Annotated in this window: 12 protein-coding genes; 5 read left to right on the plus strand and 7 right to left on the minus strand. The window is 70.2% G+C overall.

What is annotated here, in order from left to right:
* The 4 genes from MTS1_RS05910 to MTS1_RS05925 form a co-directional block, all read right to left on the minus strand.
* Positions 1-2,100 (minus strand): glucose PTS transporter subunit IIA, encoded by a 2,100-nt coding sequence (locus MTS1_RS05910; RefSeq protein WP_023952306.1) that lies wholly within the window; start codon positions 2,098-2,100, stop codon positions 1-3.
* 88 nt (positions 2,101-2,188) lie between these two features.
* Positions 2,189-3,688 (minus strand): PepSY domain-containing protein, encoded by a 1,500-nt coding sequence (locus tag MTS1_RS05915; RefSeq protein ID WP_023952308.1) that lies wholly within the window; start codon positions 3,686-3,688, stop codon positions 2,189-2,191.
* 81 nt (positions 3,689-3,769) lie between these two features.
* A complete protein-coding gene (locus MTS1_RS05920) occupies positions 3,770-4,414 on the minus strand; it encodes a hypothetical protein (protein ID WP_023952310.1) in 645 nt (214 codons plus the stop codon).
* Between the two features lie 37 nt (positions 4,415-4,451).
* Positions 4,452-4,925, minus strand: a complete 474-nt coding sequence (locus MTS1_RS05925) for an S-ribosylhomocysteine lyase (RefSeq protein WP_023952312.1) — start codon at positions 4,923-4,925, stop codon at positions 4,452-4,454.
* Positions 4,926-5,155: 230 nt separating this feature from the next.
* Between MTS1_RS05925 and MTS1_RS05930 the strand changes: the two genes are divergently transcribed.
* The 4 genes from MTS1_RS05930 (at position 5,156) to MTS1_RS05945 (ending at position 9,388) form a co-directional block, all read left to right on the plus strand.
* Entirely contained in the window at positions 5,156-6,178 is a 1,023-nt protein-coding gene (locus MTS1_RS05930; protein WP_023952314.1) for a lytic transglycosylase domain-containing protein, read from the plus strand.
* Positions 6,179-6,533: 355 nt separating this feature from the next.
* Positions 6,534-6,968: a VOC family protein gene (locus MTS1_RS05935; RefSeq protein WP_023952316.1), complete on the plus strand. Its 435-nt coding sequence runs from the start codon at positions 6,534-6,536 to the stop codon at positions 6,966-6,968.
* A 23-nt stretch (positions 6,969-6,991) separates the two neighbouring features.
* The gene (locus MTS1_RS05940) at positions 6,992-8,230 is read left to right on the plus strand and encodes an amidohydrolase (protein WP_036304663.1); all 1,239 of its coding nucleotides are present in this window, start codon (positions 6,992-6,994) and stop codon (positions 8,228-8,230) included.
* A gap of 93 nt (positions 8,231-8,323) precedes the next feature.
* Positions 8,324-9,388, plus strand: coding sequence for a sodium:calcium antiporter (locus MTS1_RS05945; protein ID WP_023952318.1), 1,065 nt, complete (start codon positions 8,324-8,326; stop codon positions 9,386-9,388).
* 62 nt (positions 9,389-9,450) lie between these two features.
* Here MTS1_RS05945 and MTS1_RS05950 read toward each other — a convergent pair whose 3' ends face one another.
* Together MTS1_RS05950 and MTS1_RS05955 are read right to left on the minus strand one after the other, a co-directional pair.
* Positions 9,451-9,783: a hypothetical protein gene (locus tag MTS1_RS05950; RefSeq protein ID WP_023952319.1), complete on the minus strand. Its 333-nt coding sequence runs from the start codon at positions 9,781-9,783 to the stop codon at positions 9,451-9,453.
* A 286-nt stretch (positions 9,784-10,069) separates the two neighbouring features.
* Positions 10,070-11,869, minus strand: a complete 1,800-nt coding sequence (locus MTS1_RS05955; RefSeq protein ID WP_023952320.1) for a DUF2207 domain-containing protein — start codon at positions 11,867-11,869, stop codon at positions 10,070-10,072.
* Between the two features lie 35 nt (positions 11,870-11,904).
* On the opposite strand from MTS1_RS05955, the gene MTS1_RS05960 reads away from it, so the two are divergent.
* Positions 11,905-12,336 (plus strand): MarR family winged helix-turn-helix transcriptional regulator, encoded by a 432-nt coding sequence (locus tag MTS1_RS05960; RefSeq protein ID WP_023952321.1) that lies wholly within the window; start codon positions 11,905-11,907, stop codon positions 12,334-12,336.
* A 135-nt stretch (positions 12,337-12,471) separates the two neighbouring features.
* On the opposite strand, the gene MTS1_RS16910 is transcribed toward MTS1_RS05960, so the two are convergent.
* Positions 12,472-13,707, minus strand: a complete 1,236-nt coding sequence (locus MTS1_RS16910; protein ID WP_158497459.1) for a hypothetical protein — start codon at positions 13,705-13,707, stop codon at positions 12,472-12,474.
* Positions 13,708-14,118: the final 411 nt, after the last annotated feature.

The following is a 14,118-nucleotide window of genomic DNA, read 5'->3' on the forward strand; positions in this document are numbered from 1 at the left end:
CTACTTCTCCAGGATCAGGAGAGGGGCGCCGGCGGTCGTGGAGCCGAGGCCCACGGGGTCGACCGTTGCGAAGGCGTCGCCGTTGAGGACGATCACCGGCGTGATCAGCGGGTAGCCCGCCTTCTCGATCACGGCACGGTCGAACGTCACGAGGGGCGTGCCCTGCTCGACGCGGTCGCCGGCCTTGACGTGGACGTCGAAGCCCTCGCCTTTCAGGTTGACGGTGTCGATGCCGACGTGGATGAGCAGTTCGGCCCCGTTGTCGAGCTGGAGGCCGAACGCATGACCGGTCGGCTGAGCGGCCGCGACGGTTCCGGCACCGGGCGAGACGACGGTGTTCCCCGTCGGCTCGATCGCGACACCCGGACCCATGACGCCGCCGCCGAAGACCGGGTCGGGCACCTCGGAGAGGGCGACGACCGTGCCGTCGAGAGGCGACGCGATCTCGAAGGCCGCCGACACCTCGTCGGTGGCGCCGGGCTTGTCGAGGGTCGCGGTGGCGGTTCCCGGAGCGGTCTGCGCGGGGGTCGCCGTCGACGAGCCCGAGCCCGAGGCCGCAGCCGCAGCCGGCGCTGCCGCAGCACCGGCAGCCGTCGCGCCGGCCTTCGCCTCGGCCTTGTCGCGCTGCGCCTCGAACTCGGCGCGCTGCTCGGGCGTGCGGTAGTCGCTGATGATGACGAGGGCCATCGCGACGACGAACGCCGCGAGCACGGCGATGCCGTAGAGGACGACCGAGTCGAAGGCGGGGATCGTCAGGAGCGACGTGAACACGAACGCCTGCGTCTTGACGCCACCTCCGATGCCGATGATGAGACCACCGACGAGGCATCCGACCAGCATCCGGGGGTAGATGCGCTTGAAGCGCAGGTGGATGCCGTAGAGCGAGGGTTCCGAGATGCCGCCGAGCAGACCGGCCGCGAGGGCTCCCGTCGCCGTCTGCCGCATCTGCTTGTCACGGGCACGCCACGAGATCCACAGCACGCCGGCGGTCGCGCCGAAGCAGGCGAAGTTCCATGCACCCATGGGGCCCTGGATGAAGTCGTAGCCGAGGTTCTGGATGTTCAGCAGCATGATCGCGTTGATCGGCCAGTGCAGGCCGAGCGGAACCATGAAGGGGTATGCGAGCGGGATGACGACCGCGAAGATGAACGGCGAGAAGTCGTTGATCGAGCTCAGCAGGTTCGCGAGACCGGCACCCGCGTACACACCGATGGGTCCGATGAGGAACGCCGTGAGCGGGATCATGATCAGCATCGCCAGGAAGGGGACGAAGATCAGCTGGATGTTTTCGGGGATGACCTTGCGCAGCCCCTTCCAGAGCAGCCCGAGCGCACCCGCCATGAGCAGCGGCGGGAACACCTGCGAGCTGTAGTCGAAGATCGTCAGCGGCAGACCGAAGACCGAGACGGTCGTGATGTCCGAACCGAGGAAGTTGATCTGCTGCGCGCCCTCCTGGGTCGCGAGGCCCGAGAACTGCGGCAGCATCACGACGGCCATGATCGCGAAGCCGACCCACGGGTCGGCCCCGACCTTCTTGGCCGCGTTGTAGGCGACCATGAGCGGCAGGAAGATGAAGACGCACTGCCACATCAGGTTGACGAACTGCCACGAGGGGTCGAGGACGACGCCCGGGGCGTTCCAGGCCGGGATGACCCCGAGCGTCGCCATCAGCGCCATGAAGGTGATGAACAGCGATGCGCCCAGCAGTGCGCCGAGGATCGGGCGGAACGAGTCCGACAGGAACTCGAACAGGGAGTCGAGCCAGGCGACCTTGCCGCGGGGGCCCTTCGCGCGCTCGCGCGCCTTGACCGAGTCGATGTCGTCCTCGTCGACGGCGCCACCACCGGCACCCGACATCGAGGGGAGCGCGTTGATGTCGTTGTAGACGTTCTGGACGGCTCCGCCGATGACGACCTGGTACCGGTTCCCGGCCTGCGGAACGGCGCCCATGACGCCGGGGATGGCCTCGACCGTCGACTGATCGACGTTCGACGAATCACGCAGTTGGAAACGCAGGCGCGTGGCGCAGTGCGTCAGACTCTCGATGTTTCCCGGACCGCCGACGGCGTCGACGATCGATTCAGCGGGGCTTGTCGCCATGGCTTCTCTCCTGTTCTCCGACGGGTGGCCGGAGTTCTTCGCCCGGAACTTTACCCTGAGAATTCGCCGGGAACGAGGGGTTGACCTGTCATGGCCTGACCACACTCGTTTCCGCTCCCCCGGAGGAAGATCTCCGCGCGCGACGGGCGCGGAATCCCTGCACGACCGCGTCGGCGATCACGAAGGCCGCGAGCGGCAGTCCGACGAGGGGAAGGAAGTACCCGATGCCGATCGCGACGGCCACCACGAGCGCGACACCCCATACCGGCGCGTTCGGAAGGGCCTCGCCGGGGACCGTGCCCATCCGGCGAGCGGGGTCGCGGGTGGGCCGACGCTTCCACCACATCAGGTATCCGAACACGACCATCGTCGCGATCCCTGCGGCGACCACGAAGAGGATGAGCTGGTTCACGATCCCGAACATCGACCCCATGTGGAGGTCGACCGCCCACCGCGCGAGCTTCGCCATGAACGGGTAGTCCGCGAAGTCGACCCGGTCCACGACCGCGAGCGTGTCGCCGTCGATCGCGACACCGTCGACCTCCGTCGGGAAGCTGCGCTGGATCTCTTGGACGACCCACGCCTGCCCCGCAGCCGAGGGCGGCCGGATCTCGATGAGGCCGACGTTCACGTTCTCGGTGCGCGCGACCGCGAGCACGTCGTCGAACGTGTCGGGCGACACCGCGGCGGTCGGCGCCGCGACGACCCCGTGGTCCGCGTGCGCGTCCGCGGCGGCGGAGCCGTCGTCGCCGATCGCCGTCGACAACGTCGGGTTCTGCCACGAGAGCGCGGCCCGGAGTGTCGATACGTTCGCGCCACCGTAGGTCGACCACGTGATACCCGAGGCCGAGAGGAAGAGCGCCCCGACGACGAGCCACACCCCGACCGACGCATGCCATCCGAAGAGGCGCCGATACCCGGTGGCACCGCGCTTCGGGCGGAGCAGCTCCTTCTTCACGCGCACCCTGCGCAGCCGCACGACCCAGAGCGCGAGTCCCGCGACGACGACGATGCCGAGCCACGACGCGGCGAACTCGCTGTAGAGGCGGCCCGGCTCGCCGAGGTGGAGGTTGCGGTGCAGGTCGCTGACCCATGCGCGCAGCGGCAGCGCACCGCTCGTGCCGTAGACCGTCAGGTCGCCACGGATATCCCCCGTGCCCGGGTCAACGAAGACGGCGCGCGTCTCGCTCGGCCCGAGCCCGTCCTGGGCGAACATGACGCGCGTGGTGTCGCCCGCCGCGGGCGCGGGCCGGACGGCCGCCAGCGAGGCGGCGTCGCCGATGTACCCCTCCGCGATGCGCACCTGGTCGCCGATCGAGAGCGTCGTCTCGGTGACCGGCGCGCTGAGCTCGTGGGCGTAGACGACGCGCTCGAGCTGCGGCGTCACGACGTAGATCGCCCCGCTGACCGCGGCGATCAGGATGAAGGGGCCGACCAGGATGCCGGCGAAGAAGTGGATGCGCAGCAGCAGCGGCATCACCCACGCGCGCGGTCGCCGCGGCGGGGCGTGTTCGCGGGACGGGGTGGCGGACGCGCCGCCGGGGTCGGGGGCGCCGCCGGTGGGCGTGCGCGACTCGGTGGTGGACATGAGACTCCTCGGTCGTCGGTGTGCCGGCACGCGAAGCAAGGTGAGCGCGCACGGCGGATCGCCCCGACGGGCGCCGGGGCGTCAGAGAGCGAGGAGAACGGGAGGGCCGCGCCGCGCGGGCGCCGCGACGAGGGCGCACCGGCGGGGCATGCGGACGCTCGACACGATCGGGCGCACCCGCAGCGGGTTCGGGGCCGGCGGAACAGCATCCCGCGCCGCCGAGCGCAGACGCACGGCGATGCGCCGGGCGAGCCCGAGGAGCGCGGAGAGCAGTCGCTCGCCGCGGTGCAGGAGAAGTGTGGTCGCGACGGCGGCCAGGACGTGGGCGCCGATCATCGCGGCATCCGGTGCCACCGCGGCGAGCGCGCCGGGCGCGGACAGGGATGCCGGGAGCGACATATGTCCCGCATGCAGGCTCATCGGCGTCGTCTGGCTCGCTCCGGCCGTCGAAACCCCCGCTGATCCTGCCAGTGGCACGACACCGAGCGCGAACATGACGTGGAAGAGCACCTGAGCCGCGGTGACCGCCGCTCCGAGCCGCACCGCGGAGAGCCGACGCCCGACGACGACGAGGCTCACCACCAGCGACAGTGCCCACGGCAGGGCGGCTCCCAGCGCCGAAGGCGGCTCACCTCCCGCCGCCACATGCGACAGCAGAGCGACGAACGTGGCCAGCGTCGCGGCCGCGCCGGCTCTCAGCGCGCGCTGGTGGCGAGGGGAGGTCACGTCGCGGTGCTCGGTCGGCCGGTCGGTCGCGGGGTCGTCAGACCCCGACGCGGGAGAAGGCGTCGAGGCTGATGCCCTGATCGAGCACGGTCTTCGACCACTCGCGGGCCGAGTGCAGGGAATGGTCTCGGTAGTTGCCGCACTCGAGGGCGGAGACGCCCGGGATATCGGCCTCGACCGCTTCGTCGGCGATGAAGCGCAGGCTCCCGGTCAGGGCGGCGACGACGTCGGCGACCTCGGGCTCGCCCCACATCAGCAGGTGGAAGCCGGTGCGGCATCCGAAGGGCGAGATGTCGATGACGCCGTCGATGCGGTCGCGGAGAAGGCCCGCGAGCATGTGCTCGATGGTGTGGATGCCGGCGGTCGGGATCTCGCCCGCGTTGGGCTGCACGAATCGCACGTCGAAGTTCGTGATGGTGCCGCCGCCGGGGCCGTGCTCGACGCCGATCCGCCGCACGTACGGGGCGAGCACGGCGGTGTGGTCCAACGTGAAGCTCTCGATCTCGGCCATGATTTCCTCCCTCGGCACGGACGATCGGACGGCCGAAACGGCCCGTCGTTCCGGCCAGATTAACCCGCCGGGCCACCGGGTCGGCCCGCCTCCGCTCTCAGGTTACGTCCAGGGGCTGTCCGGGACTCGTCCAGACTCACCCCGCAGACTCGGGGAGTTTTGTGCGTCCGCCCGAGACGCCCGCCGCCTGCCGCGGTGCCCGCAAACATCGAAGGACCGCCCCTGTTCGCATGACTTCTTCGTCAAGCCAGCCCACCCGCCGCGACCTGCGGCGTTCCACCACCTCCGCCTCCAGCTCGGCATCCCGCCGCTTCGTCCGCCCCGCTGCCCTCACTCTCGGGCTGGCCCTGGGCCTGACCGCGGTGGTGGGAACGACGGCCTCTGCCGCACTGCCCACGGCATCGGGTCCCGCTCCGGTCATGCAGCGCGCCGCGCTCGTCACCGCCGCGGCCACCTCGACCTCGAAGCCGCTGAGCGCGATCGAGCAGGCCACGAGCGACGCCGTCGCCGCGGCCGAGGCATCCGTCGTGGACGCCGCCACGGTGACCGGCGATGTGTCGGCGGCGGCGCTCCCCATCGAGGGCGACACGACGATCGACACGTCGCAGCTGCGCGAGCGCATCGCGGGCCTGAAGGACACCGACGTCATCCCGACGCTGCTCCTGCCCGACCTGACCGACAAGCTGACCGACGCGACCGACGACGTGCAGGCCGAGACGGCCGACCTCCGCGGACGCCTCGAGGCCGCTCAGGCACAGAAGGCCGCCGAAGAGGAGGCCGCGCGGATCGCCGCCGAAGAGGCTGCGGCCGCCGAGGCAGCCGCGAAGGCGAAGGCCGAGGAGGAAGCCGCTGCGGCCGCTGCCGCGCAGCGTTCGAACAGCTCGCGCTCGTCGTCCTCGTCGTCGTCCGCCCCCGCCGCTTCGGCCGTCGCCTCGACCGGAGACAACTCCCCCGGCGCCGCGCAGCAGGCCGCGAGCAACATGCTCGGCGAGTTCGGCTGGGGCCAGGACCAGTTCTCGTGCCTCGTCTCGCTGTGGAACAAGGAGTCGGGCTGGAACTACCAGGCCTACAACAGCGGCAGCGGTGCATACGGCATCCCGCAGGCGCTTCCCGGCAGCAAGATGGCTTCGGCCGGTGGCGACTGGCAGACCAGCGCCGTCACCCAGGTTCGCTGGGGCCTCGGCTACATCTCCGGCCGCTACGGCTCGCCCTGCGGCGCATGGGGCCACTCGCAGTCGACCGGCTGGTACTGATCTCTGCCAGTTCACGAAAGCGCACGTTCGCACGGTCCGCTCACGCGGATACCGTGCGGACGTGCGCTTTCGCCGTGTGCGGGCTCGGGATGCCGGGTCAGTCCTCGTCGACCGGGTCTTCGGCCGTGGGCTCGAGTGTCGGGGCTTCCTCGATCGGGTCGATGGGCATCTCACCCGGTGCGACGAAGGGCACGTTCCCATTGAGGCTCATAGTGGTTCCTCCCTGTAGTTCGTGAACCGCTCACGATACGGCGACGCCTCACCGCCGTCAGCCCCGTTGCCTCGCCGCGACGCCGGGTGTACTCGCCCCGTGTCGGTGGTCGGGGGTACCGTCGGTCGCGACGAGGAGGTCACTATGAACACGCTCGGCAACATCACCTTCTACGCAGACAACCCACGCGCGCTCTCGCATTTCTGGGCCGATGTCTTCGGCTATCCGCGCCTCGACTGGCCCGACGACATGCGCCGACAACAGCTCGATGCCGGCCTGACCGATGACGACCTCGACCGCCGAGGGCTCGCGGAAGATCCCAAGGGCCGCGGGCCTCGCCTGTACTTCCACCACGCTGACGGCGCGAAGCGGGGGCGCAACCGCCTGCATATCGACGTGTCGGTCGCACCGGCCGACGGTGATCGCCGCGCAACGGCCGAGGCCCTGGATGCCGAGAAGGATCGCCTGGTCGCGCTGGGGGCGAGTGTCGTCCGGCTGGTGGAACAGCAGTGGGGTGCGTGGCCCGAGCGGTATTGGCAGATGCGAGACCCCGAGGGCAACGAGTTCTGCCTCCAGTGATCGTCCGGCATAGGGTCGGAGACATGGCCCCCCGCATCCTCGCCGTCGTGAACGGCCGCATCGTCCCCGTGTCCGCACCCGCCATCGAGGGCGGGACGGTGATCGTCACCGATGGCGTGATCACCGCCGTGGGCGGCGCCGAGACGCCCGTTCCCGAGGGCGCGGAGGTCGTGGATGCCGCGGGACGCTGGGTCCTGCCCGGGTTCGTCGAGGCCCACGGCCACCTCGGCGTCCACGAGGACGGCGAGGGATGGTCGGGCAACGACACCAACGAGATGACCGACCCCAACGGCGCCCGCTTCCGCGCGCTCGACGGCATCGACATCGACGAGGTCGGGTTCCGCGACGCACTGCGCGGCGGTGTCACCTCCGTCGTCATCAAGCCGGGTTCGGGCAACCCGATCGGCGGGCGCACCGTCGCCATCAAGACCTGGGGCGGACGCACCGTCGACGAGCAGGTGATCGCCGAGAACGTGTCGGTGAAGTCGGCCCTCGGCGAGAACCCCAAGCGCGTGTACGGCGACAAGAAGCAGACCCCCTCCACCCGGCTGGGCGTCGCCTCCGTCCTGCGAGACGCCTTCGTCGGCGCGCAGAACTACGTCGCCAAGCGGGATGCCGCGGCAGCCAAGGGCGAGCCGTTCGAGCGCGATCTCGGCAAGGAGACGCTCGCCGAGGTGCTCGACGGCACGCTGCTGTGGGACCAGCACAGCCACCGGCACGACGACATCGTCACCGCGATCCGTCTGGCCGAGGAGTTCGGTTACCGGCTCGTCGTGAACCACGGCACCGAGGGGCACAAGATCGCCGACGTCCTGGCCGAGAAGGGCATCCCCGTCATCTTCGGACCCATGCTCACCTCGCGCTCGAAGGTCGAGCTGCGCGACCGGGCGATCGGTGCTCTCGCCCTCATCGCGGCGGCGGGCGTCACGGTCGCGATCACGACCGATCACCCCGTGGTGCCGATCGACCAGATCCGGCTGCAGGCGATCCTCGCGGTGCGCGAGGGACTCCCGGCGGATGTCGCGCTGCAGGCGCTGACCACCAACCCCGCCAGCATCCTGCGCCTCGACGACCGCGTCGGCGCCCTCGAGGCCGGCCGCGACGGCGACCTCGTCCTGTGGTCGGGCGACCCGCTCGCCGTGGAGTCGCGCGTCGAGCACGTGGTCATCGGCGGAACCACGGTGCTCGAGACGACCGACGACGGCGACGTGCACATCGTCGAGCGGTGGGAGCGGTTCGGCCGGTCGAGCTGGCTCCGCTGAGCCGGATCCGGAACCGGTCCCGGATCCTGAGCCGGTTCCGGGGGCGAACGCAAGCGGTACACGCACCCGCCTGATCGGGTGTGCACTGAGGGGATGTCGAACCTGCCCCTCTGGCTGCTCCTCCTGGTGTTCGCCGCTGCCGCCGCCGTCGTGTGGGTCGCCGGCATCCAGCTCTCGAAGTCGACCGACGTCCTCGACGCGCGCTGGCACATCGGCAGCGCGTTCGGCGGACTGATCGTGCTCGCCGTGGCGACCAACCTCCCCGAGATCGCCATCACGGTCAGCGCCGCCGTCTCGGGCAATCTCGAGGTCGCCGTGGGCAACATCCTCGGCGGCATCGCCCTGCAGACCGTGGTGCTGTTGATCCTCGACCTGTTCGGCAAGCGCGGGCACGGGGTCAGACCGCTGACCTATCGCGCAGCATCCCTCGTCCTCGTGCTCGAGGCCGTGATCGTGGTCGCCGTGCTCGCCGTCGTCATGGCGGGGAGCCAGCTACCCGGTGATCTCGTCGTGGCCCGCCTCACCCCCGACGTCGTGCTCATCGCGGCGCTGTGGCTCGCGGGGCTCTTCCTCGTGCAGCGCGCCGGGAAGCACCTTCCCTGGCATGAGAACGGCACATCGCCCGGTGCGAGCGAGCACCGGCCGGGGCACCGGCGCGCGAAGCCGCAGCATCCGCATCACGCGATGCGCACCCGCGCGGTCGTCGCGATCTTCGCCGTCTCGGCGCTCGCGACGCTCGGAGCCGGTGTCGTGCTCGAACGGGTCGGCGACGCCATCGCCGACGAGATCGGCCTGTCGGGGGTCCTGTTCGGAGCGACCGTCCTCGCACTGGCGACCGCGCTGCCGGAGATCTCCACGGGGCTGCAGGCCATCCGCCAGGGCGATGACAATCTCGCGATGAGCGACATCTTCGGCGGCAATGCGTTCCTGCCCGTGCTGTTCCTCGTGGCCACCCTGATCTCGGGGCGGGCCTTGCTGCCGCAGGCGAATGGAGCTGACATCTACCTCACCGCGCTGGCCGCGCTGCTGACGCTCGTCTACGTCGTCGGACTCATCTTCCGGCCCGCGAAGCGCGTGGCCGGGATGGGCGTCGATTCACTGGTCGTGCTCGTCCTCTACGCTGCCGGGGTGGCAGGGCTCTTCGCCGTCGCAGGGTGAGCCCGCAGCCGCAGGGTGAGCCCGCAGCCGCAGGGTGAGCCCGCAGCCTCGGGGTGTGCGGGTCAGACCTCGTCCGAGCGTGGCGACCGCACCGACCATCCGACCCGCCGCAGGGCATCGGCCAGTCGTGCGGCCTCGGTCGCCGCGACATCCCATGACACGTCCGAGCACACGTCGACCGCCAGCGGGGGCGGGTCGGCGAACCTGGGGATCTGCACCTCGGCCCACACATCCCGCCCCAATCCCACGCGCGGGAACGCGGTGCCTGCGTTCTCGATGACGCCATCCGACACGAAGGCGATCGTCTCGAGAGCGTCCGGCTTCGCGATCGGCAGATCGACGACGAGCGTGACCACGAAGGGTCCGCTGGCGGTGTCTCGGCCGTGGGCGTGCACGCGCTCATCCTGACAGACCCACGGCACTGCGAAGGCCGAAAACCGGATGCCGCCGAGGTGGCGCCTCGGCGTTTCCGATGATTACGAAGAGATAACGGAAAACCCTTGCTCGTCGTTACCTCGTCGTTATAGAGTGCTCGCACGGTAGCTGTTTTGCTGTGGCAGCCACCGGCATGTGATTGCAGGAAACTCTTGGTGCAAAGGGACGAGGGCCCGACCGAATGCCTCTTCGGTCGGGCCCTCAACTGCGTCCGTGGGTCGCGCGCCGGCCGCGGATGACGAGCGCTCAGGCGCCGCCGCCACCACCTCCGCCGCCTCCCCCGCCGGCCGATCCGCCGCCGCTGGAGCCACCCGACGTCGACGACGACGAGGACGCGGCCGACGAGAGCGTGCCGATGCCCGCGGAGAAGGACGAGGCGTCGAAGGCACCCGAGCCGGAGTACCAGATCGGCGCACTCACACCCGCTGCGGCGTAGGCCGCCGTCAGGTGCTCGGCCCACTCCTTCTCGCGGCCGAACAGCACGGCGTACGGCAGCAGACGCTCGTAGATCCGCAGGACCTCGCGGGGGTCGTCCGTCGCGACCGGTTCACGCTCGGCGCCAGACGGCGACTGCAGCATCCGGATGCGGTCGGCCTCGGCCCACCGGATGAAGAGGTCGAGCCCGAGCAGGTGATCACGAACCTCCGCGCCCGCGGCCGACAACGGATCGCCGGCGACCGCGAACACGACCACGATGAACGACGCCCCCGCCAGCACGATGCCGATGATGGGCAGCGCCGGGTGGACGTATGCGTTCAGCGCGAGCGCCCCGAACAGGATCACCAGTCCCGCCGCGATCGCCCAGGCGGCGACGGGCCAGCCGCGCACTCCCCTCGGCACCGGCTTGTACATGTCGCGCCCGCGGAGGCTGTCCTTCGCCATCTTCAGCGCCCGCTGGGACTCGGACGACAGCCGCGTGTCGGAGGTCCCGAAACGGTAGACCTCACCGCGTCGGTGATTCGGGAACATGCCGCGCAGGAGTCTGCGCCCGTTCTCGTCGGCGGCCCGGGGATCGACGAGCTCCGCCTGCAGCTTCGCGCGCCCCCAGCGGCGGTGGCCGTCGTTGACGATGCGGATGGAACCGAGGAGCGCGAGCTCAAGGATCTCGGCCGGAATCGCCTTCGAGGTCTTCTGCAGCAGCACCGCCGCATCGAGTGCGTCGATGCGGCGCGGCGGTGCATACTCCGCGATGACCGTCGGACGCCCCGGATCGTCGCGGAGGTACCGGCGGCGGTTCCGCAGCGCCCAGCCGGTGGCACCGGTGAGGAGCACCGCTGCCCCGGACTGAAGCCACCCCAGAGGCGAAGCCAGGAACCCGGTGTCGTATACCTCGAACGCGCCCTCGTCGAACCCGACGGCGAAGCTGAGCGTCTCGTGCGGTGCGAGGTCGGTCGCCGAGGCGGTGATCGCGGTTCCGTCCGGTGAGGCGGTGATCTCGGGACACGGAGTCGTGCTGTCCTGCTCGCCGATGTAGCAGGCCTGACGCCCCGCGAGCGAGGCCGCGAGGACGGGATCGATGTGCAGCGTCGCGGTCACCTCACGGAACGGCTGATTCCAGTCGATGCCGTTGACGTCCCAGTAGAACTCCAGCCCGGTGTCGGCGAAGTCCCACACGACGTTTTCGAGGTCGTAGGTGAAGACGAAGGTGTTCCGCCCGTGCAGGTACCCGGGCTCGCGCGTCAGGATGCCGAGCGTGCCGTCCTCGCTGTCGGTGTCGACGGGACGGGCCTGCCCGTTCTCGTCGGTGACGGAGATGAGCTGCGGATGCAGCGGCTGACCGTTGTACGTCTCGGGCAGAAGACGGCGCATGCCGCGGTTCTGATCCGACTCGGGGAACTCGGCGACGAAGGTCTCGACGACCCGCATCCGCGCCGTGCCGTCCTCGTCGCGGGTGAGGGTGTAATCGACGGAAAGCGAATCGAAGACGAACGCGTCGACATCGGCGGATTCGTCTTCGGATGCCGCGGCGGGGGCCGTCAGTCCGAAAAGGCCTGTGATCAGCATGAGGACCACGACCGCGAGTGCCGCCCGGGTGCGACGCATCATGCCGACCAGCTTAGGCGGGCAGTAAAGTTGTCGCCATGAGCGATCGTCGTCGTGCCGTGGCAGCGTGGGAGAGCCTGTTCCGCGCGCAGCACGAGATCTTCGACGACATCAGCAACGACTTCGCCGGCGATGAGCTCACGCAAGCCGAGTACGACGTCCTTCTCACGGTCGTGCGCGGCACCGGTCATCGGGCGCGGCTGCGCGATGTCACGGCCAACATGCTCATCAGCCAGCCGAGCGTGTCGCGCCTGGTCGACCGGATGGTCTCGCGCGGCCTCATCACCAAGTGCGGTGACCCCACCGACGGTCGCGGCGCGATGCTCACCGCGACCCCGGAGGGCGTCTCAGCCTTCCGCCGGCTCGCTGCGGCCCACGGTCGCTCCATCGCCGAGCGGATGTCGATGCTGTCGACCGAGGAGCTGGAGCAGCTCGAGCAGCTGACGACGAAGCTGCGCCGCCTGCCCTGACGCCCGCGCGGAGCGGTCGGGCGGCGTCGCGCGGTGTCGTGGGGCGTCGCGCGGTGTCGTGGGGCGTCGTGCGGTGTCGATTCCTCCCCAGGCGGGACGGTGACCCGATATTCTTTAACCGAACATAGATCCGACTCACATGTCGTACCTTGCTGGCATCATGGGAACATGAAAGCGAATGGCGTGGGTGGCGAAGTGGGACGCGAGGCCCCCACACCGTCGCAGGCGATCGCTCTCTCGCGGTACGCGGAGGCGCTCGACCTCTCTCACGCCGCTGACATCGCCCGCACTCGGGCGCTGGCCGATCTGGGCCACGCCGCCCTGCACAACGCGCGCCGCGACGGCGCGCGCGGCTTGGCGTCGGATATGGAGCTGCGGTCGGTGGCAGCCGAAGCGGCCGGGATGGCCCGGCTGACCGACCGCCGGCTGCAGGGTGAGATCGACCACGCGATGACGGTCATCGACGACTACCCCACTGTGTTCGACGCGTGGGTGCAGCGGCGGATCGAACGCGGACACGTGGATCTGGTGGTGCGCGTCGGCGCGGGGGTGCCGGCTGCGATGCGGGATTCGTTCGCGGAGGCCGCGATCGGGGTGTGTGAGCGGGATGTGCCCTCCCGCGTGCGGGGTGCGCTGGAGACCCTGGCGGCCCGGTTGCATACGCAGACGTTCACAGAGCGGCACACGACCGCGGTCGCGGAACGGTGCGTGCGCGTGTTCCACGGAACCGACGGAATGTCGAACCTCGTCGCCACCCTTCCGACCGTCATCGCCGCCGGGATACTCGACCGGCTCACGCAGATGGGACAGTCGGTGAAGGACGCCCGGGTCGCCGGCACTGGCGATGCCGGGGCGGGCGGGGCGGATGCCGCTGGCCGGGGCGCCGGCGCGGATGCCGGGGAGAGTTCGGCGGCGGATGCCGCAGAAGCGGGCGAGCCCGCCGATACCCGGACGATGGACCAGCTGCGCGCGGACATCCTGGGCGACCTCGTTCTCGGCGGCGCGCCCGTGGTCGACCCGACCTACGGGACCGACCGGGCCGGTGGGCTGGGGGCGATCCGGGCACGCGTGCAAGTCGCCGTCGCCGCGGAGACGCTGATGGGCAAGGACGAGAACCCCGCCGAAGCCGTCGGGGCCGGGCTCGTCGATGCCGACACCGTCCGACGACTCGCCGGGCAGGTCAGCGAATGGGACCGGCTCTTCATCGACCCGGTCATCCGCACACCGGTCGAGATCGACACCTATCGGCCCACCGCATCGATGAAGAAACTCCTGATGGTGCGGGACCAGCACTGCCGGTTCCCCGGATGCCGGCGCGCCGCGATCCGGTGCGAGATCGACCACACGATCGATTACGCCCTCGGCGGCCACACCCACATCTTCAACCTCGCCCACCTCTGCCAAAGACACCACTCGATGAAGCAGTTCACCAAGTGGGAGGTCAGACAGATCGGAGGCGGGGTTCTCGAATGGACCTCGCCCCTCGGCAGGACCTACCGCGAAGACGTCCCCATGCCGGCCGTCTGCTTCACCATCGACACCGCGAGCCCGCCACGGGATGCCGGAAGCGGCGGGCCACGACGGACGAACCTCCACCGTTCTGAGTTCGGGGCGTGTGCCCGCGCACGTTCCGAGGCCGGGCACGACGGACTCGCGCGCCGTTGGTCACCGGTGACGCATCGGCTCAGCCGCGACGCATCGGCTCAGCCGCGACGCATCGGCGCATCCGCGCATCCGCGCATCCGCGACGCATTCGGCACCGCCCCGCACGCGAAGGGCGGC

Origin of the sequence: Microbacterium sp. TS-1, from assembly GCF_000509385.1 — a bacterium.
Taxonomy (GTDB): domain Bacteria; phylum Actinomycetota; class Actinomycetes; order Actinomycetales; family Microbacteriaceae; genus Microbacterium; species Microbacterium arborescens.

What these genes read in the sequence shown, in the direction of transcription:
- MTS1_RS05910 (WP_023952306.1), bottom strand. Translation starts at nt 2,100, where the DNA reads ATGGCGACAAGCCCCGCTGAATCGATCGTCGACGCCGTCGGCGGTCCG.
- MTS1_RS05955 (WP_023952320.1), bottom strand. Translation starts at nt 11,869, where the DNA reads ATGATGCGTCGCACCCGGGCGGCACTCGCGGTCGTGGTCCTCATGCTG.
- MTS1_RS05940 (WP_036304663.1), top strand. Translation starts at nt 6,992, where the DNA reads ATGGCCCCCCGCATCCTCGCCGTCGTGAACGGCCGCATCGTCCCCGTG.
- MTS1_RS05930 (WP_023952314.1), top strand. Translation starts at nt 5,156, where the DNA reads ATGACTTCTTCGTCAAGCCAGCCCACCCGCCGCGACCTGCGGCGTTCC.
- MTS1_RS05925 (WP_023952312.1), bottom strand. Translation starts at nt 4,925, where the DNA reads ATGGCCGAGATCGAGAGCTTCACGTTGGACCACACCGCCGTGCTCGCC.
- MTS1_RS05960 (WP_023952321.1), top strand. Translation starts at nt 11,905, where the DNA reads ATGAGCGATCGTCGTCGTGCCGTGGCAGCGTGGGAGAGCCTGTTCCGC.
- MTS1_RS05935 (WP_023952316.1), top strand. Translation starts at nt 6,534, where the DNA reads ATGAACACGCTCGGCAACATCACCTTCTACGCAGACAACCCACGCGCG.
- MTS1_RS05945 (WP_023952318.1), top strand. Translation starts at nt 8,324, where the DNA reads ATGTCGAACCTGCCCCTCTGGCTGCTCCTCCTGGTGTTCGCCGCTGCC.
- MTS1_RS05915 (WP_023952308.1), bottom strand. Translation starts at nt 3,688, where the DNA reads ATGTCCACCACCGAGTCGCGCACGCCCACCGGCGGCGCCCCCGACCCC.